Origin of the sequence: Stenotrophomonas sp. A3_2 (assembly GCF_036624925.1) — a bacterium.
GTDB lineage: Bacteria > Pseudomonadota > Gammaproteobacteria > Xanthomonadales > Xanthomonadaceae > Stenotrophomonas > Stenotrophomonas hibiscicola.
Genome location: NZ_JAZKVY010000253.1, coordinates 59,512 through 82,042 on the forward strand (window position 1 = coordinate 59,512; position 22,531 = coordinate 82,042).

Annotated in this window: 21 protein-coding genes; 14 read left to right on the plus strand and 7 right to left on the minus strand. The window is 65.6% G+C overall.

The window, feature by feature from the left end:
* The first annotated feature begins 12 nt into the window (after positions 1 to 12).
* The 8 genes from mazG (at position 13) to R5H29_RS11330 (ending at position 6,071) form a co-directional block, all read left to right on the plus strand.
* Positions 13 to 852 carry a nucleoside triphosphate pyrophosphohydrolase gene (gene mazG / locus R5H29_RS11295; RefSeq protein ID WP_111102081.1) on the plus strand — a complete coding sequence of 280 codons (840 nt, stop codon included), beginning with the start codon at positions 13 to 15 and terminating at the stop codon, positions 850 to 852.
* Complete coding sequence (locus R5H29_RS11300) at positions 849 to 1,178, plus strand: YnfA family protein (RefSeq protein WP_010482716.1); 330 nt, start codon at positions 849 to 851, stop codon at positions 1,176 to 1,178. The genes mazG and R5H29_RS11300 overlap by 4 nt, the downstream gene beginning before the upstream one ends.
* 125 nt (positions 1,179 to 1,303) lie before the next feature.
* Positions 1,304 to 1,606: a DUF962 domain-containing protein gene (locus R5H29_RS11305; protein ID WP_134732454.1), complete on the plus strand. Its 303-nt coding sequence runs from the start codon at positions 1,304 to 1,306 to the stop codon at positions 1,604 to 1,606.
* 66 nt (positions 1,607 to 1,672) lie between these two features.
* Positions 1,673 to 2,632, plus strand: a complete 960-nt coding sequence (locus tag R5H29_RS11310; protein ID WP_019660086.1) for an SPFH domain-containing protein — start codon at positions 1,673 to 1,675, stop codon at positions 2,630 to 2,632.
* 1 nt (position 2,633) lies between these two features.
* Positions 2,634 to 3,077, plus strand: coding sequence for an NfeD family protein (locus tag R5H29_RS11315; protein WP_180877680.1), 444 nt, complete (start codon positions 2,634 to 2,636; stop codon positions 3,075 to 3,077).
* A 122-nt stretch (positions 3,078 to 3,199) separates the two neighbouring features.
* Positions 3,200 to 4,312 (plus strand): glycine cleavage system aminomethyltransferase GcvT, encoded by a 1,113-nt coding sequence (gene gcvT / locus R5H29_RS11320; protein ID WP_134732456.1) that lies wholly within the window; start codon positions 3,200 to 3,202, stop codon positions 4,310 to 4,312.
* Positions 4,313 to 4,406: 94 nt separating this feature from the next.
* On the plus strand, positions 4,407 to 4,802 hold the full coding sequence (gene gcvH, locus R5H29_RS11325; protein WP_019660083.1) for a glycine cleavage system protein GcvH: 396 nt from the start codon (positions 4,407 to 4,409) through the stop codon (positions 4,800 to 4,802).
* 774 nt (positions 4,803 to 5,576) lie between these two features.
* Complete coding sequence (locus R5H29_RS11330; protein WP_019660082.1) at positions 5,577 to 6,071, plus strand: hypothetical protein; 495 nt, start codon at positions 5,577 to 5,579, stop codon at positions 6,069 to 6,071.
* A 239-nt stretch (positions 6,072 to 6,310) separates the two neighbouring features.
* Here R5H29_RS11330 and R5H29_RS11335 read toward each other — a convergent pair whose 3' ends face one another.
* On the minus strand, positions 6,311 to 7,714 hold the full coding sequence (locus tag R5H29_RS11335; RefSeq protein ID WP_019660081.1) for a serine hydrolase: 1,404 nt from the start codon (positions 7,712 to 7,714) through the stop codon (positions 6,311 to 6,313).
* A gap of 284 nt (positions 7,715 to 7,998) precedes the next feature.
* Between R5H29_RS11335 and R5H29_RS11340 the strand changes: the two genes are divergently transcribed.
* Positions 7,999 to 9,327 carry an MFS transporter gene (locus tag R5H29_RS11340; protein WP_332329192.1) on the plus strand — a complete coding sequence of 443 codons (1,329 nt, stop codon included), beginning with the start codon at positions 7,999 to 8,001 and terminating at the stop codon, positions 9,325 to 9,327.
* A gap of 30 nt (positions 9,328 to 9,357) precedes the next feature.
* Positions 9,358 to 9,708 (plus strand): DUF1304 domain-containing protein, encoded by a 351-nt coding sequence (locus R5H29_RS11345; RefSeq protein ID WP_332329193.1) that lies wholly within the window; start codon positions 9,358 to 9,360, stop codon positions 9,706 to 9,708.
* Between the two features lie 507 nt (positions 9,709 to 10,215).
* On the opposite strand, the gene R5H29_RS11350 is transcribed toward R5H29_RS11345, so the two are convergent.
* From R5H29_RS11350 to R5H29_RS11360, 3 genes are all read right to left on the minus strand, one after another.
* Positions 10,216 to 10,683 (minus strand): hotdog fold domain-containing protein, encoded by a 468-nt coding sequence (locus R5H29_RS11350; RefSeq protein WP_019660078.1) that lies wholly within the window; start codon positions 10,681 to 10,683, stop codon positions 10,216 to 10,218.
* 74 nt (positions 10,684 to 10,757) lie between these two features.
* Positions 10,758 to 13,235, minus strand: coding sequence for an acyl-CoA dehydrogenase (locus tag R5H29_RS11355; RefSeq protein ID WP_019660077.1), 2,478 nt, complete (start codon positions 13,233 to 13,235; stop codon positions 10,758 to 10,760).
* Complete coding sequence (locus R5H29_RS11360) at positions 13,232 to 14,149, minus strand: alpha/beta fold hydrolase (protein ID WP_021204705.1); 918 nt, start codon at positions 14,147 to 14,149, stop codon at positions 13,232 to 13,234. The genes R5H29_RS11355 and R5H29_RS11360 overlap by 4 nt, the downstream gene beginning before the upstream one ends.
* A gap of 140 nt (positions 14,150 to 14,289) precedes the next feature.
* Between R5H29_RS11360 and R5H29_RS11365 the strand changes: the two genes are divergently transcribed.
* Positions 14,290 to 14,892, plus strand: coding sequence for a TetR/AcrR family transcriptional regulator (locus R5H29_RS11365; protein WP_005418411.1), 603 nt, complete (start codon positions 14,290 to 14,292; stop codon positions 14,890 to 14,892).
* A gap of 137 nt (positions 14,893 to 15,029) precedes the next feature.
* On the opposite strand, the gene R5H29_RS11370 is transcribed toward R5H29_RS11365, so the two are convergent.
* The 3 genes from R5H29_RS11370 to R5H29_RS11380 form a co-directional block, all read right to left on the minus strand.
* Positions 15,030 to 17,792, minus strand: a complete 2,763-nt coding sequence (locus tag R5H29_RS11370; RefSeq protein ID WP_111098784.1) for a TonB-dependent siderophore receptor — start codon at positions 17,790 to 17,792, stop codon at positions 15,030 to 15,032.
* Positions 17,793 to 18,177: 385 nt separating this feature from the next.
* On the minus strand, positions 18,178 to 19,026 hold the full coding sequence (locus R5H29_RS11375) for a hypothetical protein (protein WP_134732305.1): 849 nt from the start codon (positions 19,024 to 19,026) through the stop codon (positions 18,178 to 18,180).
* A 116-nt stretch (positions 19,027 to 19,142) separates the two neighbouring features.
* Positions 19,143 to 20,036, minus strand: a complete 894-nt coding sequence (locus R5H29_RS11380; RefSeq protein ID WP_021204702.1) for an Hsp33 family molecular chaperone HslO — start codon at positions 20,034 to 20,036, stop codon at positions 19,143 to 19,145.
* A gap of 77 nt (positions 20,037 to 20,113) precedes the next feature.
* Between R5H29_RS11380 and mtgA the strand changes: the two genes are divergently transcribed.
* Genes mtgA through R5H29_RS11395 form a run of 3 tightly spaced genes read left to right on the plus strand, consistent with a single transcriptional unit; the run spans position 20,114 to position 22,320 of the window.
* Positions 20,114 to 20,863, plus strand: coding sequence for a monofunctional biosynthetic peptidoglycan transglycosylase (gene mtgA, locus R5H29_RS11385; RefSeq protein ID WP_134732307.1), 750 nt, complete (start codon positions 20,114 to 20,116; stop codon positions 20,861 to 20,863).
* Between the two features lie 46 nt (positions 20,864 to 20,909).
* On the plus strand, positions 20,910 to 21,929 hold the full coding sequence (locus R5H29_RS11390; RefSeq protein WP_019660071.1) for a glycosyltransferase family 2 protein: 1,020 nt from the start codon (positions 20,910 to 20,912) through the stop codon (positions 21,927 to 21,929).
* On the plus strand, positions 21,889 to 22,320 hold the full coding sequence (locus R5H29_RS11395) for a CBS domain-containing protein (protein WP_019660070.1): 432 nt from the start codon (positions 21,889 to 21,891) through the stop codon (positions 22,318 to 22,320). The genes R5H29_RS11390 and R5H29_RS11395 overlap by 41 nt, the downstream gene beginning before the upstream one ends.
* Positions 22,321 to 22,531: the final 211 nt, after the last annotated feature.

Sequence of the window (22,531 nt, forward strand, 5' to 3'; positions counted from 1 at the left end):
CCTGGAGGCCGCATGAGCGCGCACGACACTCCCACCACCGGCAGCGCCGCCACCCATGAGCTGGAGCGCCTGCTGGCGATCATGGCGCGCCTGCGCGACCCGCAGGGCGGCTGCCCTTGGGACCTGGAGCAGAACTTCGCAACCATCGCGCCATATACCATCGAGGAAGCCTACGAAGTGGCCGATGCGATCGATCGCGGCGATCTCGATGATCTTTGCGATGAACTGGGCGATCTGCTGCTGCAGGTGGTGTTCCATGCGCGCATGGCCGAAGAGCAGGGCAGCTTCGCCTTCGCAGACGTGGCCCGCGCGATCAGCGACAAGATGCAGCGCCGCCACCCGCACGTGTTCGCCGAGGTGAGCGTCGACGATGCCCACGGCGTGACGCGCAACTGGGAGGCGATCAAGCGTGCCGAGCGTGCGGCCAAGGGCGAGCAGGACACCTCCGCACTGGCCGGCATCTCGCGCGGCTTGCCGGAGTGGCAACGTGCGGTGAAGCTGCAGTCGCGCGCGGCCAAGGTCGGTTTCGACTGGCCAGGTCCGCTGCCGGTGCTGGACAAGGCGGCCGAGGAACTGCAGGAGCTGCGCGAGGAGTTCGAGCGCGGGGATATCGCCGGCAACAAGGCGCGCCTGCAGGAAGAGCTGGGTGACCTGCTGTTCGTCTGCGCCAACCTGGCCCGCCATGCCGACATCGACCTGGGTGCGGCGCTGCGCGGGGCCAACCACAAGTTCGAACGTCGCTTCCGTGCGATGGAAGCGCAGGCCGACGCGCAGGGGGAAGCGCTGGCCGCGATGGACCTGGAGGCGCAGGAAGCGCTGTGGCAGCAAGCCAAGGCAGCGGAGAAAGCGTGAAGACACTCGGCCTGTTCCTGCTGACCGCGCTGGCCGAGATCGTCGGCTGCTATCTGCCGTGGCTGTGGCTGCGCAAGGGCGGCAGCATCTGGCTGCTGCTGCCGGCGGCCGCCAGCCTGGCGCTGTTCGCCTGGCTGCTGACCCTGCACCCGACCGCCAGTGGGCGGGTCTATGCCGCCTACGGTGGGGTCTACATCGGCACGGCGCTGTTCTGGTTGTGGCTGGTCGACGGCATCCGTCCCAGCCGGTGGGACCTGTTCGGTGCCGCCCTGTGCCTGGCCGGCATGGCAGTGATCATGTTCGGTCCGCGCACCTCATCGGTGTAGGGCCGAGCCATGCTCGGCCGCTCTTCCTTCCCACCGCGCCGGCGCGCGCAAGCCGAGCATGGCTCGATGCTGCAAGGGCAGCGATGGTGCATGATGGTGGCGGCCCTGGTTCCCGGAGCACGCGCATGTCCCGCTTCGCCAGCTTCCGCGAGTTCTATCCGTTCTATCTCGGCGAGCACCGCCACCCGGTTTCGCGGCGGCTGCACTTCATCGGCAGCTGCGGCGTGCTGGTGCTGGTCATGGCAGCGGGCCTGCGCGGGCAGCCGATGCTGTTGCTCGCTGCGCTGGCCTGCGGCTATGGATTCGCCTGGGTCGGCCATTTCTTCTTCGAGAAGAACCGTCCGGCCACCTTCCAGCATCCGCTGTACTCGTTCATGGGCGACTGGGTGATGTTCGCCGACATCCTGCGCGGGCGCGTGCCCTGGTAGTTCCGCTGTGAATGTGGCCTTCACGCGCTATGCTGGGGCCTGGACGTCACAGATAAGGAAAGCGAGATGTTCCCGACCATGTTCTTTACCGTGGTACTGGCCTTCGTGGCCGTGGTCATCCTGTTCAAGGCGGTACGGATGGTGCCCCAGGGCTTCGAATGGACCGTCGAGCGCTTCGGGCGCTACACGCACACCATGACGCCGGGCCTGCATTTCCTGATCCCGATCGTGTACGGGGTGGGGCGCAAGGTGAACATGATGGAGCAGGTGCTGGATGTGCCCAGCCAGGAAGTGATCACCAAGGACAACGCCGCCGTGCGCGTGGACGGCGTGGTGTTCTTCCAGGTCCTGGACGCTGCCAAGGCCGCTTATGAGGTCGCGAATCTGGAAGTGGCAATGATCGCCCTGGTGCAGACCAACATCCGTACCGTAATCGGCTCGATGGACCTGGATGAATCGCTCAGCCAGCGCGAGGTGATCAATGCCCAGCTGCTGAGCGTGGTCGACCATGCCACCAATCCCTGGGGCGTGAAGGTCAACCGCATCGAGATCCGCGACATCCAGCCGCCGCGCGACCTGCTGGATGCGATGGCGCGGCAGATGAAGGCCGAGCGCGAGAAGCGCGCGCAGATCCTCGAGGCAGAGGGTTCGCGCCAGTCGGAGATCCTGCGCGCCGATGGCGAAAAGCAGGCTACCGTGCTGGAAGCTGAGGGCCGTCGCGAAGCCGCGTTCCGCGATGCGGAGGCCCGCGAGCGCCTGGCCGAGGCCGAAGCCAAGGCGACCCAGATGGTGTCGGCGGCGATTGCCGAAGGTGACGTGCAGGCGATCAACTACTTCGTCGCCCAGAAGTACGTCGAGGCGTTCAAGGAACTGGCCAGCTCGCCGAACCAGAAGCTGGTGCTGATGCCGATGGAGGCCAGCGGCGTGATCGGTTCGATCGCTGGCGTGGCCGAACTGGCCAAGCAGGCACTGGGCGACCAGACCACCAAGGCCGCAGGCAAGCGGCCACCGCCGATCGGAGGCTGACATGCGCTGGGAAGTCGTCGGTTGGGGCGCGTTGGCGCTGCTGCTGTTCGCGGCAGAGGCGTTGGCACCCGGGGCGTTCATGCTGTGGATCGGCATTGGCGCAGCGGCCGTGTTCGTCCTGGTTGCGGTGTTCAGCGGCATTCCGTTGCTGTGGCAGGTCGTTGCCTTCGTCGTGCTGAGCGTGGTCTCGATCCAGTGCTACCGGCGCTGGGGCAGGAAAAGGGCGCGGCCCAGCGATGCGCCGTTGCTCAACCGCCGTGCCGAGCAGCTGGTCGGTCGGGTGGTGCCCTTGCAGCAGGGCATCGTCAGCGGGCAGGGCCGGGTCAGCATCGATGACGCGTCCTGGCCGGTGAGCGGCCCGGAGCTGCCGGCGGGTACGTGGGTACGGGTGCTGGCGGTAAAGGGCAGCACGCTGCAGGTTGAGGCTGCGGGCCGCTCCTTGTAGAGCCGGGCCTCTTCGTGCGGGCGTCGCGTGGGCTCGGCTCCGGCGCTGCGCTGCGGCGCGACCTGTGGGTGACCGATCTGGGATAATGGGGGTTCTTGTTTCCTCTGCTGCCGGACCCGGTCATGACCCAGAAGACGCTGCTCAACGATACCCACCGCGCCCTTGGCGCCAAGATGGTCGATTTCGGGGGTTGGGACATGCCCATCCACTACGGCTCGCAGCTGGACGAGCACCACCTGGTGCGCCGTGAGTCCGGTGTGTTCGACGTCAGCCACATGACCGTGGTCGATCTGCGTGGTGAGCAGGTCAAGCCGTTCCTGCGCCGCCTGCTGGCCAACTCGATCGACAAGCTGAAGGTCACCGGCAAGGCACTGTACTCGTGCATGCTGAATCCCCGTGGCGGCGTCATCGACGACCTGATCGTCTACTACCTGGGCGACGACTTCTTCCGCATGGTGGTCAATGCCTCGACCCGCGAAAAGGATCTGGCCTGGCTGCGTGAGCAGGCCGCACCGTTCGGCGTGTCCGTCGAGCAGCGTCCGGACCTGGCCATCCTGGCCGTGCAGGGGCCGCAGGCGCGCGACATCGTCATCAGCCTGGCCCGCGAAGCCGACCGCGCCGCGCTGACCAAGCTGAGCCGCTTCGCCGCCCTGCAGGTGCAGTCCGACGATGGCGTCGAGCTGTTTGTCGCCCGCACCGGCTACACCGGCGAAGACGGCTTCGAAATCCTGCTGCCGCAGGATGCCGTGGTCGCGTTCTGGAACCGCCTGCTGGCGGCAGGCGTGAAGCCGGCAGGCCTCGGCGCGCGCGACACGCTGCGCCTGGAAGCCGGCATGAACCTGTACGGCCAGGACATGGACGAAGAGATCAGCCCATATGAGGCAGCATTGGCCTGGACCGTGTCGCTGGACGAAGGCCGCGACTTCATCGGCCGCGGCGCGCTGGAAGCGCAGAAGGCTGCCGGCACCGCGCGCCAGATGATCGGCCTGGTGATGGACGAAAAGGGCGTGCTGCGCCACGGCCAGGCAGTGACGACGTCCAGCGGCGAGGGCGAGATCCTGTCCGGCACCTTCTCGCCGACGCTGGCCAAGGGCATCGCCTTCGCCCGCGTGCCGGCCGGTGAACTCGGCCAGGTCACCGTCGACATCCGCGGCCGGCAGGTGCCGGTACGCGTGGTCAAGTTCCCGTTCGTGCGCGAAGGCCAGGCCCAGCCCGGCGTGCTCGCCGACGCCTGATCCGAACGTGCCGGTCGTCACTGACAGCAGTGGCGGCCGGTTGGTTACACTAGCCCCGTTTTTTCCACCCCCTGCATATCTCTGGAGCAGTCCCATGAGCGAGATCCCCGGCGACCTCAAGTTCCTCAAGTCCCATGAGTGGGCCCGTGTCGAAGGCAATGGCCGCGTCACCGTCGGTATTTCCGACCACGCCCAGGGCCTGCTGGGTGACCTGGTCTACGTCGAACTGCCCGAAGTCGGCGCCGAGGCCAAGGCCGGCGAACAGATCGCCGTTGTCGAGTCGGTGAAGGCCGCCTCGGACGTCTACAGCCCGATCAGCGGCAAGGTCGTCGAGGTCAACTCGGCCCTGTCCGACAAGCCGGAAACCATCAACGAAGATGCCTACGGCGAAGGCTGGATGTTCGTGGTCGAACTGGCCAACGCCGAAGAGGTCAACGATCTGCTGGATCCGGACGCGTACGCCGAAGTCCTGGAGAGCGACGACCACTGAGTCGCGCTTGCGGATTCTGAAACGGCCACCTTCGGGTGGCCGTTTTCTTTTTGGCGAGTGCGTCGGACTCATGACGGCCGGTTCGCTTGGCACCCTCGGCGTGGCATCAGCGGACTGACAATCGGTGCCGATCGGCGTGCGCAGTTTTGCGCAAATCCGCGTTTCCGCCCCGCGCCGACGTACTCGGATGTGAAAACTTTTTGCCCCCCGTTGCGGCGCCGTTGTGCTGGCGTTGGTGCCAGCGGCAGCCGGTGCTGGCGATGTGTGCACGCAGTGGCCACCGACGTGCATGCATCTGCGCAGAGTGCTTATTTCAAGTACTTTTTGTTCAACGCTTGCATGGTTGTTGCTGCAGGCAGCATGCGTGCGTGGCGCTTCGGCGGTCGTCGAGCGCGGAGCGTGGCGACCGTGCAGGCACCACCATGGATGGCGCGGATGTGAAAATTTTTCGCGGGGGTTGTTGACAGTAAAAAAAACCGTGATTAGGTTTCGCCTCAGCAGACCTTGCCTGCCCAACCGAGTGCGCAGAATCAATCGTCCGATGCGAAGCAGCCCCTTCAAGACCACCGCGACCCTGATGACGGTGGACATGGCCCCGCTTCCCCCGGAGAAATGCAAGGCAACTCCCGTTCCGATGCCCGCTCCGCCGATCGAGGCTGGCATTGCCGCATCCGTAACGGCGCGCCTGACGCGCCGGCGGTCCCCGCACGCAGCATCCGCGGGTTTGATCCACCTGGGCGTTTCAACTCCCTATCACTGACGAGGAGCCATCCCATGGCAACCAAGAAAGCTGCGAAGAAAAAGCCCGCCGCCAAGAAAGCGGTGAAGAAGGTCGCGAAGAAGGCCGCTGCCAAGAAGGCAGTGAAGAAGGTCGCGAAGAAGGCGACTGCCAAGAAGGCGGTGAAGAAGGCTGCGAAGAAGGTCGCCAAGAAGGCCACTGCGAAGAAGGCAGTGAAGAAGGCGGCGAAGAAGGTCGCCAAGAAGTCCACTGCCAAGAAGGCCACCAAGAAGGTAGCCAAGAAGGCCACCAAGAAGACTGCCAAGAAGGCAACGGCCCGCAAGCCGGCCAAGAAGGTCGCGAAGAAGGCAACTGCCAAGAAGGCCGTCAAGAAGACCGCCAAGAAGGCAGTGAAGAAGACCGCGAAGAAGGCCACCAAGAAGGCTGCCCCGAAGAAGGCAGCGAAGAAGGTTGCCAAGCGCAAGCCGGCCGCCCGCAAGAAGAAGGCCGCTCCGGTCGCTCTGCCGGCAACCCCGGCACCGCTGATCTAAGTACTTCCCGATAGCCGCATCCTGAAACCCCTTCCCTGGCTGCCCAGCGGGGAGGGGGTTTTTTTATGGGGCCATTGCCAGCACCGAGCCATGGCCGACTGCCTTTCTGACGTTTGACGCGCCGCATCTGTGGAGCAGGGGCCTGTCTTCCGAGCTGGCCGGGCATGGCCAGGTCCCACAAAACAACAAAAAGGGCGGCCCCCAGGCCGCCCTTGAGGCTCACGGTCGAGCCCGCCGGATCAGCGCGGGGAAGCCACCGCGCGGTTGCTCGAGGCGCCCTTGCCCTTGCGCTTGTCCTGCTGCTGCGCAGGGCTGCTGCCCTCGGCCATCAGGTTGTCGCTGCCGAAGTCGGTGTCCACGTCCAGCCAGCGCTGCGCCGGCAGGCCGAGCGCGGAGTCGAGCACGGTCGGCAGCAGGCCGCTGGGCAGGCTGCTTTCGCCGTTCCACATGATGGCGATGCCCAGATCGCGTTCCGGCACCAGCGCGACCAGGCCGCGGTAACCCTGTACGGCACCGGCATGGAACACCACGTCGTGGCCGGCGTAGTCGAAGGTGCGCCAGCCCAGGGCATAGCCCGCCGAATGCAGGCGCTCACGGCGCCAGCCTGAACGCATCTCGCCGGGGGTGCTGATCAGGCTCGAATGCAGCGTGGCCAGCAGCGGTGCCGGCAGCACGTCGGGGCGGTGGCCGGTGTGGGCGAGCAGCCACTGCGCCATGTCGCTGGCACTGGCATTGACGCCGGCCGCCGGGGCGACCCGGTAGTAGGTCGGCTTCGGCGTCAGCGAGACCCAGCCGTTGCGGCTGCGCACGTGCGGACGCGCCCAGCGCGAGCTGGCCTGGATGCCGGCCAGGCCGAGGCTGGCATCGTTCATGCCCAGCGGCTTGAAGATACGGCGCTCGACCGACTGCTCGTAGAAGCTGCCGGAGGCCGCGTAGACGACATCGCCGATCAGGCTGAAGGCCACGTTCTGGTAGGCATAGCACTCGCCCGGCAGGCACTTCAGGCTGGTGTTGGCCAGTTTCTGGGTCAACGCGTAGTACTCGGCGTTGCCTTCGATGTCGCGGTCGTAGGCGTTGTACGGCAGGCCGACGCGATGGCTGAGCACGTCGGCCACGGTCAGGCGATCAGTGGCTTCCGGCGAGTTCAGGCGGAAACCCGGCACGTAGTCGGTGACCTTGCTGTCCCAGCGCAGCGTGCCGTCGTTGACCAGCAGGCCGGCCATGGTGCCGGCGAAGGCCTTGGACAGCGAGGCCAGGCGGAACACGGTGTGCGCATCAACTGGCAGCGGATTGTTGACGTCGGTGACGCCATAGCCGCGCGCGCTGAGGATACGGCCGCCCTGCACGATCGCCACCGCCATGCCCGGCACGCGTTCGCCATAGGTGAGCTGCTGCGCCATCGATTCGATGTTGGCGACGTTGAAGCCGGGCGCCGGGGCCTGCACGCGGGGCACCAGGCCGGTGCGGTAGGCCGCCGGCTGGGTGTGGGCGACGGTGGGACCCGCAGCAGTTTCGATGTTGGTCGGCATCGGCGGCAACGCCGGCGGGGTCTGCGCGGTGGTGGACAAGGCAACGGGCATCAACATGCCCAGCAAACCGGTGGCCGCCGATCGGATCGGACGACGCAGGCTGTTCTTTTTCATCGGTTGGACCCGTGCGCGACTGCTGATGGCGATTCTAGCGCCGCTTTTCCCCTGTGCACAAACAAAGCGAAGATGAATGCGCATCTCGTTGAAAAAGTTGGCATTTTGACGCTCTGGAAGTGTGTCCGAACGTGTCGTTCCTGCCTCTCATGCCACTACGTTGCGGCCATCGGTGCGCGCGTCACGCTGGCGATGTTGCAGTGCATTGGCTAACGTACGCGCTTCACCGCCCCGGAGCCTGCCATGCCGCTGTCCAACCGCCGTCTTCTGGCGAGGGACGCCGCGTGAGCGCGGTGAAGGGCAAGGGGCCGCTGCGTGGGCTGACGGCGGCACTACGTGAGTCGCCGGCGCTGTGGTGGTCGTTCCTGTACTTCTTCTGCCTGCTCAGCGGCTACTACGTGCTGCGCCCGGTGCGTGAGGCGATGGCTGCCTCGGCGGACCTGGAAACGGTGTTCCCGCCAGTGCTGATCGCCTGGTTCGCCAGCCATGGCATCGCGTTGAAGGACTTTGTCCTGCAGTTCCTGTTTTCCTGCGTGTTCGTGATCATGCTGGTGCTGCAGCCGGTGTACGGCTGGCTGGTCAGCCGGTTCCCGCGGCGGGTGTTCCTGCCGGCGGTGTATGGGTTCTTCATCGTCACCCTGCTGGGCTTCTACGTACTGTTCGATAGCGGTGTGCCGGGCCGCGGCATGGCGTTCTTTTTCTGGATCACTGTCTTCAACCTGTTCGCGGTGGCGGTGTTCTGGAGCTTCATGGCCGATGTGTTTTCCAACGCGCAGGCACGTGCTTTCTACGGTTACATCGGCGCGGCTGGCACCGTCGGTGCCTTCCTCGGTCCGATCATCACCAGTGCGCTGGTGCAGCGCGTGGGTATCGCCAACCTGATGCTGGTCTCTGCGGGATTCCTGGCCGTCTGCCTGTTGTGCATCTGGCGGCTGCGGCACTGGGCGGTGCTGCGCGAACGCGAGCAGCAATTGGTGTCCGGCGAGAAGCCAATGGGCGGCAGCGTGCTGGATGGCTTGAAACTGATCGTGCGTGAACCTCTGCTGCGCTGGCTGGCGATCATGGTGGTGTTCGGTGTGGGTGTGGGCACCCTGCTGTACAACCAGCAGGCCAGCATCGTGCGTGAGGCATTCAACGATGCAGGCGCTGCTACGGCCTTCTTCTCGCGTATCGACCTGGCGGTGAACGCACTGGCGCTGCTGATGCAGCTCGCCCTGACCCGCTGGCTGCTGTCCCGGCATGGCATTGCGCCGGCGCTGCTGATTCCTGGTTTCGCGATCCTGATCGGCTTCTCGGTGCTGGCGGCCTCGCCGATGCCGCTGATGGTCGCGGTGGTGCAGGTGATGACCCGCGCCAGTGAATTCGCGCTGGCCAAGCCGGCGCGCGAAACCATCTACACCCGCGTGGACCGCCAGTGGCGCTATAAGGCCGGCGCAGCGATCGACACGGTGGTCTACCGGGGCGCGGACCTGAGCTTTGCGTGGCTGCACAAGGGGCTGTCCCTGTTCGGCTCGCACGTGGTGTTCATGGGTGGCGTGGTGGTGGCCGGCTTCATGACCCTGGCCGCGTTCGGCGTGCTGCGCGAAGAAAAGAAACTTCCGCGCGACCGCTGACGCGGCCCAATCTTCCCGAGGAGAGAAACGATGTCGCTGATCGCGTTGCTGCTGACCGTGCTGGTCGCGGTGCTGCACCTGTACTTCCTGGTGCTGGAGATGTTCCTGTGGACCCGCCCGCTGGGCCTGAAGACCTTCCGCAACACGCCGGAGAAGGCAGAGACCACGCGCGTGCTGGCGGCCAACCAGGGCCTGTACAACGGCTTCCTGGCGGCGGGCATCGTAGTGGGGCTGGTGATCGATCAGCCAGTGCTGGTGACGTTCTCGCTGGCCTGCGTGGTGGTGGCCGGGTGCTATGGCGCCTACAGCGTGAGCCGCCGCATTTTCATGATTCAGGCGGTGCCTGCGATCCTGGCGTTGGTTCTTCGCGCGTTGGCGTAGTTTCCAGCCAACGGCGCAGCCCCTCGTGGGTTGGTCGCGTAGAGCTTCTCATGGGATTGGCCGGGCGGGTTGGGTTCGCGGGGGACGCCGCAAGTACGTCCCTGTAGGCTTGGCCGCGGCATCCATGCCGCGGACACCCCGCGAACCCAACCCGCCCGGCCCCTGACAGTTTCAGGGCCCGGCCAGCCCACGGAGAAGAAAAAGAAGATCAAGAGCAACAGCGGGTCGCTGCGCTCGTGGGTTCTGCGCGCATGAAAACAGCGGCCATCGGGCCGCTTTTGCTTCTGCTTCTGCTTCTGCTCTTCTTTTTATCTTGCGTGGGCGGACGCCGCAGAGATCCGTCCGAGGCCGGAGGGGTGGGGCCGGGCGGGGTATCCGCGCCATGGATGGCGCGGCTAAGCCTACACGGACGTACTTGCGGCGTCCCCGCCTGGCCCCACCCCTCCGGCCCAACCGATAAACCGCATCCCGCGTCCACCCACGAGGGGCTGCGTCGTTCGCGGGAACCTACTTCGCCGGCGACATCCACATGTCGATGACCGCGCTGAACACTTCCGTCCCCGCGCGGTCGCGCACGCTGACCGTCACCGGCAGCGCATAGCCCTCGGCCGCGACGACAATCGGCTGTGCCGGCAGCGCCACCGCCTGCAGCGTGCCTCGTGCCTTGGCCAGGTACTGCACCTGCATCCCCTTCGGGATCCAGCGCATGCCCTTCGGCAGCGATGCATCGACCATCAACCCGGCGGTCAGTTCGGCCAGGTTGCACATCGCGATCGCATGCACCGTGCCGATGTGGTTGCGTACCCTGCGGCGGTCGGCCAGCGTCCCTTCGCAGCGGCCGTGTTCCAGGCGGGTGATGCACGGCGCGATGCTGGCGAAGTAGGGCGCCTTGAAACACACCGCGCGCGAGAAAAGCCAGTTGCCAGCAGGCCAGCGCTGCAGGCGGTTGTAGAGCGAGAGCAGGGGCGTGGACATGGTGGAATCCCGTTCGGCGGATAAAGCGACGGCGGGCCAGGCCCGCCGTCGAAGGCAACGCGTGTCGCGGGCGATCAGGCCGCCTGCGAATGCGGATCCTTGTGCTGGCGGTCGTAGTAGCTGGCCGCGCGCAGTTCGTGGGTGTCGAAGTCGTCCACGGTGATCGTGTCCAGGGTCAGCGTACGCAGCTCTTCCAGCAGGCTGCGCTCGTCCTGGGTGATCACGCCCTCGGCCACGGCCTCGTCCAGCTGCGCCTTGAAGTCCAGCGCCTCGATGCCCTTGCTCTTCAGCGCCTTGAGGAACTTGCGCTCCACCGGCTCGGCCATGATCGCCTTGCTCAGGTAACTGTTGATGCGGCCACCCGGGTTGTTCTCGCACGGGGTCAGGAACACGCCATTGGCGAGACGGTCGCGGGCTTCATTCGGCGCCATCAGCAGGGCGGCGACGCGGCGGCTCAGGCGATCACCCGGCGCCTCGGCACGACGGCCCAACGGGAAGATGAGCGCCCACATCAGCCAGCCGATCGGACGGATCGGGAAGTTGCGCAGCGCGGCCGACAGCGACTCTTCGATCTTGTGCACGCTGTCATGGAAGGCCCAGGCCAGCAGCGGCTGGTCGGCCTGCGGTGCGCCTTCGTCGTGGTAGCGCTTGAGCATTGCGCTGGTCATGTAGACGTGGCTCAGCACGTCGCCCAGGCGGCCGGACAGCGATTCCTTGAACTTCAGCTTGCCGCCGAGGGTCATCATCGAGATGTCGGCCATCAGGGCCAGGTTGGCCGAGTAACGGTCCAGCTTGCGGAAGTAGCGGCGGGTGTAGGCGTCACCCGGGGCGGCGCCGAAGCGCGCGCCGGTCAGGCCGAACCAGAACGAACGCACGGCGTTGGAGATGCCGTAGCGGATGTGGCCGAACAGGCTGCGGTCGAACTCCTGCAGGCCGGCACGGGTGTCCGGATCCTGCGCCGCCTTCATCTCCTTCAGCACCCATGGGTGGCAGAGGATCGCACCCTGGCCGAAGATCAGCAGGCTGCGGGTCATGATGTTGGCGCCTTCCACGGTGATCGCGATCGGCGCGGCCTGCCAGCTGCGGCCGGCGAAGTTGCGCGGCCCCAGGATGATGCCCTTGCCGCCGATCACGTCCATCATGTCCGAGATCACTTCGCGGCTCATGGTGGTGCAGTGATACTTGGCGATGGCCGACGGCACCGACGGCACGTCACCGCGGTCGACCGCCGCGGCGGTGGCCTGCGACAGTGCGCTGATCTTGTAGGCCTTGCCACCGATGCGGGCCAGCGCCTCCTCGACGCCCTCGAAGCGGCCGACCGACAGGCCGAACTGCTTGCGGATGCGTGCATAGGCGCCGGTGACGGCCGCACCGGCCTTGGCACCACCGCTGGCGGTGGACGGCAGGGTGATCGAGCGGCCTACGGCCAGGCACTCGTTGAGCATGTTCCAGCCCTTGCCGGCCATGGCCGCGCCACCGATCAGCTGGGTCAGCGGGATGAACACATCCTTGCCCCGGATCGGACCGTTCTGGAAGGTCGAGTTCAGCGGGAAGTGGCGACGACCGATCTCCACGCCGGCTGTGTCGCGCGGCAGCAGGCCCAGGGTGATGCCGATATCGCGGGTATCGCCGATCAGGCCATCGGGATCGTACATGCGGAAGGCCAGGCCGATCAGCGAGGCGACCGGTGCCAGGGTGATGTAGCGCTTGTCGAAGGTCAGCTTGACGCCGAGCACCTGCTCGCCGTTCCACTCGCCCTTGCAGACGATGCCGTAATCGGGAATCGAGGTGGCGTCGGAACCGGCGAACGGACCGGTCAGGCCGAAGCAGGGCACTTCACGGCCATCGGCCAAGCGCGGCAGGTACTGGTCCTTCTGTTCCTGGGTGCCGTAATGCACCAGCAGTTCACCCGGGCCCAGCGAGTTGGGTACGCCGACGGTGGAGCTGACCACCGAGGACACCGAGGCCAGCTTCTGGATCACCTTGTGGTGGGCCAGCGCGGAGAAGCCCAGGCCGCCATATTCCTTCGGGATGATCATGCCGAAGAACTTGTTCTTCTTGATGAAGGCCCACAGCTCCGGCGGCAGGTCGGCATGGACGTGGGTGATTTCCCAGTCGTTGACCATCGCGCACAACTCTTCGACGGGGCCATCAAGGAAGGCCTGTTCTTCGGCAGTCAGCTGCGGCTTGGGGTAGTTGAGCAGGATGTTCCAGTCCGGATCACCGGTGAACAGTTCGCCCTCGAATCCGACCGAACCGGTTTCCAGCGCGATGCGCTCGGTCTGCGACAGCGGCGGCAGCACCTTGCGGAACACCTTCATCATCGGGCCGGTCAGCAGCGGCTTGCGGATGAACGGCAGCAGCAGCGGCACGGCGATGACGGCCAACACGGCGGCCGCCACGATCGTAGCGGTCTGGTTGACGTAGGGGATGAACCAGCAGGCGACCAGCAGGGCCACGCTGATCAGCGTCCAGGTAACCAGCCGCATGCGGTGGTAGGCGACGAACGCGCCTGCCAGCAGCAGGGCGAGGAAGGGAAGAACGATGCTCATGAGCGTGCTCCGGTGACGTGCTCGTTTGTGGCGGACGAAGCCGCAGCATCCGCTGCGGGCAACACGTCCAGATAGTCCAACACAGTAGCGGTAAAGGCGTCGTTGTCATCGCCTGCGACCATATGCGTGGCCTGCGGCAGCTGTACATGGCGCGCGTGCGGCGCCAACGCCAGGAATTCGGCCACGGTCTGCGGCGTGACCAGATCGCTGCGGCCGCCGCTGACCAGCAGCAGCGGGCACTTCACCTGGCGCGCGGCCTCGGCCAGTGCGTCCTGGTGCTGCTCGCTGTCGCGGGCCAGTTCGGCCACCAGGCGCGGGTCCCAATGCCAGCGCCAGCGGCCGTGTCCGTCTTCGCGTAGCAAGGCACGCAGCGACTGCTCGGATTTGCGCGGGCGGTGAGGCATGTAGGCCGAGATCACATCGGCGGCCTGGGCCAGCGAGGCAAAGCCGTCGGGATGGGCGGTCATGAAGGCGAGGATGCGTTCGACGCCGGCGATATCCCAGCGCGGCGTGATGTCGACCAGTACCATCGCCGAGAACAGGCCGGGCCAGCGCGACTCAGCCAGCAGGCCGAACAGCCCGCCCATCGACGCTGCAACGAGCACCGGCGCACGCGGCTGTTCACCGGCCAGCACGATCAGGTCATCAGCGAACTGTTCGCCGTGATAGGGCAGGTCGGTGGCATTCCAGTCCGAATCGCCATGGCCGCGCGCGTCGTAAGCGAGTGTCTGCAGGCCGGCCGCAGACAGGGCGCGTGCGGTGGCGTTCCAGGCGTGGCGGGTCTGGCCGAAGCCGTGCGCGAACAGCACGCGACCACGACGACCGTGCTCGCTGGCCGTGGCCGCGAGGCGGGCGCCATGGGCGGCCTCCAGGCGCAGGTCATGGAACGCAGCGGGAGTAGGGGACATAACCATACTTGCTAGTATGGATCGCTTGCGGGGGAAGTCAATACTGCATCGTATGGTGCGTTGCGGTAGGGTCCAGGGGGGGGCTTTGACGGTTTCGCCTGCAACGGCGTACTGCAACGAACCCCGGCGTATGGTTAAATCAGTCCATGAATCAACCTGACGCTTCCGCCGGCGAACCGCGCGCCGGCCGCAACAGCCGCCTGAGTGCCGAAGACTGGGCCCAGGCGGCCCTCGACCTGATTGCTGAACAAGGCGTAGGCGCCGTTGCGGTGGAACCGCTGGCGCGGCGACTCGGCGTGACCAAGGGCAGTTTCTACTGGCATTTCCCTTCGCGCGATGCATTGCTGCAGGCGGCGCTGGAGCGCTGGGAACTGTTCGAACAGGAACAGGTGTTCGGCAGCCTGGAAGACGTACCGGATCCGCGCGTGCGCCTGCGCCAGCTGTTCCAGATGGTGGCGCATGAAGTGCAGCCGCACATCATCTACAGCGAGCTGCTGAAGGCGCTGGACCATCCGATGGTGCGGCCGGTGATCGACCGGGTTTCGCAGCGTCGCCTCGACTATCTGGTTGCCTCGTTCCGCCAGGCAGGGCTCAGCTCGACCGATGCACGCCATCGCGCACGCCTGGCCTACGCCGCCTATGTCGGCTTCCTGCAGTTGTCGTTGCAGCTGCAGCAGCCGAAGCAGGCGCGCGAGGATTTCGAAGCCTATGTCGAGCATCTCATCGAGACGCTGATTCCGAACGGTTGAGCGTTGTTGCTGCGTTGAGTACAGAAAGGCCGCGGCAATGCCGCGGCCTTTTCCGTTGGTGCTGCCGCAACCTGGAACACACAAAAAACAACGGCCCCTTGCGGGGCCGTTGCTGCATCAGCTGATCAGTGGATCGATCAGAACTTCTGCTTGTACTGCATGTACATGTAGCGGCCCGGCAGGTCGTACTGCGGGTCGAACATGTTGTACGAGGTCGAGTACGAGACCGGCGGATCCTTGTCCCACACGTTGTTCAGGCCGACCATGATGGTGCCCTTCCACGGCGTGTTGTAGCGGAACTGGACGTCGTGGTAGGTGGTCGCGCCCATGTGGTTCTCGCGGTTCTCGGGATCCGAGCAGTAGTTGCGCAGCGAACCACCCAGCAGGCAGGACTCGGTCATCCCCGACTTGTAGCGCAGGCCGTAGTTGACGCCGAAATCACCATAGGACCAGTCGACGTACAGGTTGGAACGGATGCGCCAGTACGGATCCTGATCGAGGTAACGTCCCTGGCGACCTTCGACCTGCGAGTCTTCGGTGGCCTTGGTTTCCCACTTGCTCAGGTAGGTGCTGTCGAGGGTAATGGTGAACTGGCCGATCGAGGTTTCCGGCAGGCGATACAGGATGCCCAGATCCCAGCCTTCCACCTTGTACGACGCCAGGTTCTGCAGCGGCATGTCGACGTTGGTGATGGTGTAGCGCTCGGCGGCAGTGCCGTAGGTCGGGTCACGGGTGATCAGGCCGCAGTAGGCTGCCTGCTCAGCCGGCGAGCCGCCGTAGCAGTAGTTCATGATGTCCTGGATTGCCGGACGGGTGATGGCATCATCGATCTTGATCTGCCACCAGTCCAGGGTGACGTTCAGGCCGGTCACGAAGCTCGGGCTCCACACCAGGCCCAGCGTCTTGCTGGTCGAGGTTTCCGGCTTCAGGTTCGGGTTGGACTTCCAGGTGAACGGCTCGGCGGTCTGGGCGGCACCGGACTGCGGCACGCCGTCATCGTCGCGGGTATTGGGCTGCACGAAGCCAGCCGGAACACCCTGGGCAATACACTGCGCCAGCACTGCACCGGTCGGGCCATTGGCGGCCGCGCACGGATCGGCGTAGGTTTCGAACGAATCGCCATCACCTGCGAACAGGTTGCTGATGCTCGGCGCGCGGAAGCCTTCCGAGTAGTTGCCGCGGATCATCAGGTCGTCGATCGGCTTCCAGCGGAAGCCGAACTTGTTGTTGGTAGTGTTGCCGAAGTTGCTGTACTTCGAGTAGCGGGTTGCCGCGCTGAAGTCCAGCAGCTTGGCGCCCGGCAGATCGGCCAGGACAGGGATCGACAGTTCCAGGAAGAACTCGTCCAGGTCATAGCTGCCCTTGGTCGGCTTGGCGCCGTTGCCGGTGCTCAGGCCCGCAGCAATGAAGGCGTCCGGATCGAACTGGCCGGATTCCTTGCGGTACTCGTAGCCTGCGGCGAACGCCAGGGCACCTGCCGGCAGCTGGGCGATTTCACCGGAGATGTTGGCGTAGTAGCCCTTGGACACCAGGTTGGAAGAGTCGTGGGCGGTGAACGAGGTGTAGTCGATGGCACCCTGGCTGATCGAGCCTTCCGGACCCAGCGCATTGACCGGCACGCAACCCTGGATGATGTCGCCACCCGGAGCGGTAACGCACACCGGCACGCCACCACGAAGCTCGGACGGACCATAGGCGTTGCGCAGGTTGGCCAGGTTGAACAGGCCATAGGTCAGGTCGTTCTGGTCAGTCTTGTCGTAGCGGTAGCCGACGTCCCAGTCAAAGTTGCGATCGGCGAACTCGAAGAAGCCTTCGAAGCCACCGTAGAAGTGCCAGTTCTTGACGTTCTGGTTGAACGAACGGCCGCCACTCTCGTTGAAGCGACGGTTGACGCCGGTCAGGTCCTCACCGGTCGGGTTGTACATGCTGTCCTTGCTCAGGCGCATGCCGGTGACGGGCATGGCGGCCAGCAGCTGTTCGGACTTGCGCTCGTTGTACATCGCCTCGGTGCGGAAGGTGACGTTGTCGGTGATGTTGTACGAGCCCGATGCGAACAGCGAGGTGCGCTCCTGCGGGGTCAGCAGGTAGTTGTCCGGTGCGGTGTTGTAGCCGTGGACGTTGGCATTGAACGGCGTTTCCACGCCGTTGATCAGGACATAGCGCTCATCATTGCGCAGGTAGGAACCCGGCATGCCGGTGCTGCTCTGGCCGTCGAAGAACGGAGGGCCGCCGGCGGAGATCTTGCGATCACCAGCCATGACCTTGTCTTCCTTCACGTAGGAGACACCCAGCATCAGCGACGCGCGATCGGTGGTGGTACCGATGGTGAAGTCGGCTGCTTCGCGTTCGCCGTCACCAGCGCTGTACTGGCCCTTGTAGAAGTTGGCTTCCGCGCCATCGAAGTTCTGCTTGGTGATGATGTTCACCACGCCGGCGATCGCGTCCGAACCGTAGATGGTCGACGCGCCGTCCTTGAGGACGTCGATACGCTCGATCATCGCGGTCGGGATGGTGTTCAGGTCGACGCTGCCATCCAGACCGGTGGTCCAGCGACGGCCATTGACCAGCACCAGGGTACGCGCAGAACCCAGGTTGCGCAGGCTGATGCCGGCCGAGCCATCACCGCCGTTGTTGAACGTACGGTTCAGCGCGGCGCCGTTGGCGGCGACGCGCTGCAGGATGTCGGCGACCGAGGTCACGCCCTGCTTTTCGATGTCGGCGCGGGTCAGGCTCAGGACCGGCTGCGAGGTTTCGATGTCGGTGCTCTTGATGCGCGAACCGGTGACCGAGATGCGGTCAAGGTTGGTCGCTTCCTGAGCCTGGGCGGTGGCTGTGGACGCCACACCGGCAACGAGCGCGACCAGAACGGCGTCGCGCAGCTTGTTGGACTGGAAATTCATTGGCTCTCTCTCTCCAAGAAATCTTGGCTGGGTTAATGCCCGGCGGGGGAGCGAAAAGCGCTCCCAAATCGCGAGGGCTGAACCGATAGTAGCGGGCGTTGGCCAAGAATTAAAGCTGCGTTAATCAAGCCTGTGATTTTGGTAAAAATGAAATTTCACACTGGAAATCAAAGGGTTGAAGTGCACGTGCGCTGACGATGTCTCGTTTGTTAGCGCAAAGTGACGAAAAAAGTTCTCGTTGATGTGTATCACAGTGTGTCGGCATGCGTTGCGCGGTATCCAGTACGCCGAAAAGCGCGCTGCGTGTATCACGAGCGCGCACATGCAACGGGCGCCTTTCGGCGCCCGGAAGAAGTCAGTGCAGTGAAGACCCACGTGGGCCGGGTCAGAGATCCTGTTCGTAACGCACGTACGGCACGGTGCCGTCGTCATTGCTTTCATTGCGCGGGGAGAACGGATTCTTGCCCCGGCTGATCACGTTCTCGGCGCCAACGGTCAGCTGGCCGGACCACGGGGTGCGCCAGGTCAGGCCGATGCCCAGGCCTTCCCACTTGCCAGGCTTGCCCGGCACGTCGATCACGCGGCCGATGATGCTGCCGGTGAAATTGCCGTACCCGGCGCCAATGCTCAGGCTTTTGCTGTCCCAGCGGTCGGCGATGGACGGCGCTGCGTCGGCCAACGGTACCAGCCGCGCCTTGGCGTAGGTACCGGCAATCGAGACAAAACCCTCGCGACCGATGTTCTTCTGCGCGAACACGGTCAGATCGTTCTGCTCGGCGCGCAGCGAGGGTGTCTTGTTCGGGCCGGACAGCCACGCCGGCAGGGTTTCACGGCCCGCGCCCGCGGTGATGCCGAGGCGGCCGCTGCCGCGGTTCAGCGCTGCAGTCCCGGTGAAGCGGCGGCTGTTGAGGTCGTCATCGTCACCCAGGCTGGCCAGCATGCAGTGACTGGCCAGGCCGCTCATGCTGGTCCCGCTGCTGCTGTTGCAGAGCAGGCCCAGCGAATCGCCGGAGGACAGGCCGAAGGCCGCATCCAGCGAGTTGCGGCCGAAGTGCCAGCGGGCGCCGGCAGCCTGTTCACCGGTGGGCTCCAGGTACAGCAATGCCTCGACCTTGCCGCTGCCCTTGTTCCATACCGGCAGCACGGTCCGGGTGTCCTTGCTCTGCGCGTGCGCGCCCGTGATCGCGCCAAGGGCGATCAGCAGGGCCAGCGGTAGACGCAGGAAGGTACGCATCGGACCAGTTCAGACAAGGACGGACAACGGAAGTTCCCGTAGAGACGGGAACTTGATCGTAGGGTGTTTATGAATTCTTAACAAGCCTTGATCCCCCCAGATGCAAGACAAGCTGTTCACTGAAGCCGTTCGGGCGCCGGTACAGTCCCCTCGGCACCGTGGAACAGTATGCCGAACTCCGTCAAAGGAAAGTGATACTCCCGCCCGCAGAATTCGCAACGGACCTCGACGGCGCCGGTGTCCGCGGCCGCGGCACGTGCCTCGTCCTCGCCCAGCGACTGCAGCATCGATGCGACCCGCTCGCGGGAACAGGAGCAGGCGAAGGACAGCGGCTTGTCGCCCATCAGTTCCGGCTTCTCCTCGTGGAACAGGCGGTGCAGCAGCTGCTCGGCCGGGGTGGCCAGCAGTTCGGCCTTGCCCAGGGTCTCGAACAGGGCGCTGGCACGCGCCCAGCCGTCCTCGTCACCCTCATCGCCTGGCAGCTTCTGCAGCAGCAGGCCGGCGGCGCCATTGCGGTCGGCGGCCAGCAGCAGGCGCGTCGGCAGCTGCTCGGACTGGCGGAAGTAGTCCTCGAAGGCCTCGTCCAGCTCCGGTGCGGTCAGTGCGACCAGGCTCTGGTAGCGCTGCGGCTCGCGCGGGTCCAGGCCCGGGTTTTCGATGGTGATCGCGAGAAGGGCGTCATCACCCAGGCTGGACAGGTCGCGCGGCGCATCGGCCCCCTCGCTGAGCTGGGCGATGCCGCGCAGGGTACCGGCGGCGGTGCATTCGGCGAACAGGGTGCGCAGGGCGGTGCTGCTACGCAGCTGGATCGACAGGCGCCCATCGATCTTGGTATGGCCAGTGAACAGCGCCGAGGCAACACAGGCCTCGCCGAGCAGTTCGGCAGCGGTGTCCGGGTACGCGGCGTGGGACAGGATTTCCTGCCAGGTGGCCTGCAGGCGCACGTGGACGCCACGGACGCCAGCGTCGGGCAGCAGGAAGCGGATCAGGGAATCGGGGTTGGCGGTCATCGGCTCACATCGCGCGTAAACGGGGGCGGTTGCCGGATAATGCGCCGACAACCAGATAGAAGAAGGATGCACCAGTAATGGGGGCAGGGGGAGAGCAGCACAAGGTGGAAGCCGTAGCAGAAGGCCCACGCCGCAGGCGCTGGCGCTGGAAACGGCTGCTGTGGCTGCCGGTGTTGCTGGCGGCCTTCAGCTGCCTGCAGGTGCTGGTGCTGCGGTTCATCGACCCGCCGGTATCCACGGTCATGCTGTGGCGCTATGGCGAGGCGCTGGGCGAGGCCGATTGGTCCTATCGCCTGCATTACCAGTGGCGCGACCTGGACCAGATGGCGCCGAGCCTGCCGATCTCGCTGGTGGCGGCCGAAGACCAGCGCTTCCCCGTCCACAATGGCTTCGACCTGCAGGCCATCGAGAAGGCCCGCGACCACAATGCCAAGGGCGGGCGACTGCGGGGCGCCAGCACGATCAGCCAGCAGGTGGCCAAGAACCTGTTCCTCTGGCAGGGCCGCAGCTGGATCCGCAAGGGGCTGGAGGTCTGGTACACCGTGCTGATCGAAGCGCTGTGGCCAAAGGAGCGCATCCTGGAGATGTACGCCAACATCGCCGAGTTCGGTGATGGCGTGTACGGAGCTCAGGCGGCGGCGCAGAAGTTCTGGGGCAAGGACGCGGCCAGGTTGAGCCCGGCCGATAGCGCGCGGCTGGCGGCGGTGTTGCCGGCGCCGCGGCGCTACAACGCGGCAAAGCCAGGGCCGTACGTGCAGCGGCGTGCGGCCTGGATCCAGCGCCAGGCACGGCAGCTGGGTGGGGCCGCGTACCTTTCGGAAGAGTGAGCGCGCGCTGCCTGATCTGCGGGCGGCGGCAACGTACAATCCGGGCATGACCCGCGAACGGCTTACTTTCGTCATCGCCGCCTACAACGAGGCCCTGGCATTGCCGTTGCTGCATCCGCGGTTGTGCGCGGTGCTCGACGGCATGCCCGAACTCGACGGCCACATCCTCTATGTGGACGACGGCAGCCACGACGACACCTGGGAGGTGATCGCCGGGCTGGCCCAGTCCGATGCGCGGGTTTCCGCACTGAAGCTGTCGCGCAATTTCGGCAAGGAAGCGGCGCTGACCGCCGGGCTGGACCTGGTGCGCGAAGGCGCGGCGATGATCCTCGACGCCGACGGCCAGGATCCGCCGGAACTGGTGCCGCAGTTCGTCGCGCGCTGGCGTGAGGGCCATGACAACGTGTATGGCACGCGCATGGCCCGCGACGGCGAGGCCTGGATCAAGCGCGCCACGGCGGCGATGTTCTACCGGGTGATCGGTCGTCTGTCACGCACGCCGATCCCGGCCGATACCGGTGATTTCCGCCTGCTGTCGCCGCGTGCGCTGAGCGCGCTGCGCGAGATGCGTGAGCGCCACCGCTTCATGAAGGGGCTCTTCAGTTGGGTGGGTTTCAAGCGGATCGCGGTCCCCTATCACCGCCATGCGCGCGTGGCCGGCACCAGCAAGTTCAGCCTGTGGCGGCTGTGGAACTTCGCGCTGGAGGGCATTACCGGCTTCTCCACCGTGCCGTTGCGGGCGGCGACCTACCTGGGGCTGGCAACGGCGGCGGTGGCCTTCGTATTCGGTGTGTGGGTGATCATCAAGGCGGCGCTGTATGGCGACCGGGTGGCGGGCTGGCCGACGATGATGGCGGTGATCCTTTTCCTGGGCGGGGTGCAGCTGATCGCGCTGGGCCTGATCGGTGAGTACCTGGGGCGGCTGTACGAAGAGTCAAAGCAGCGGCCGTTGTACCTGGTTGACACGTGGCTAGCATCCGCCGTGGCAGACTCTGCCCTGCAACCCACCCTTGGAGGGCAGGCAGATGACCACGGTACGGCAACTGTTGGACGGCAAGTCTCCTGAAGTGCATGCGGTCGCGCCGGAGGCGGCGGTGATCGATGCGATCCGGCTGATGGCGGAAAAGGGTATTGGTGCGGTGCTGGTGATGGAGGGGCCGCGGCTGGTCGGCATTCTTTCCGAGCGCGATTACGCGCGCAAGATCGTGCTGCGTGATCGTTCCTCACGAGATACGGCGGTGGCCGAGATCATGACCGCACAGGTGGTGACGGTCTCGCCGGGCGAGCAGGTGGAGCATTGCCTGCAGCTGGTGACCGACTACCGCATCCGCCACCTGCCGGTGGTGGAAGGCGCGCAGGTGCTGGGGGTGATCTCGATCGGCGACCTGGTGAAGTCGGTGATCGATGCGCAGCGGCGCGAGCTGGACCAGCTGCAGCAGTACATCGTCGCCGGGTGAGGGTGTCGCTGGCGGGCCTGCGGCCCGCCGGCCCGCTTTCTGAAGCCAGAGCCAGAGCTGAGAGCAGCGCCTTCCTGTCCTGCGGGGAGGCGGAGGGCATGGGCGTGCCGGACCCGCCGGGAACCCATCCAAGGGGGCGCGCTGGCGCCCACCCAGGCGCCCACCAGCCAACAGGGGCGTACATTCGGCGGGTGCTGCCGGCGTCACCCCT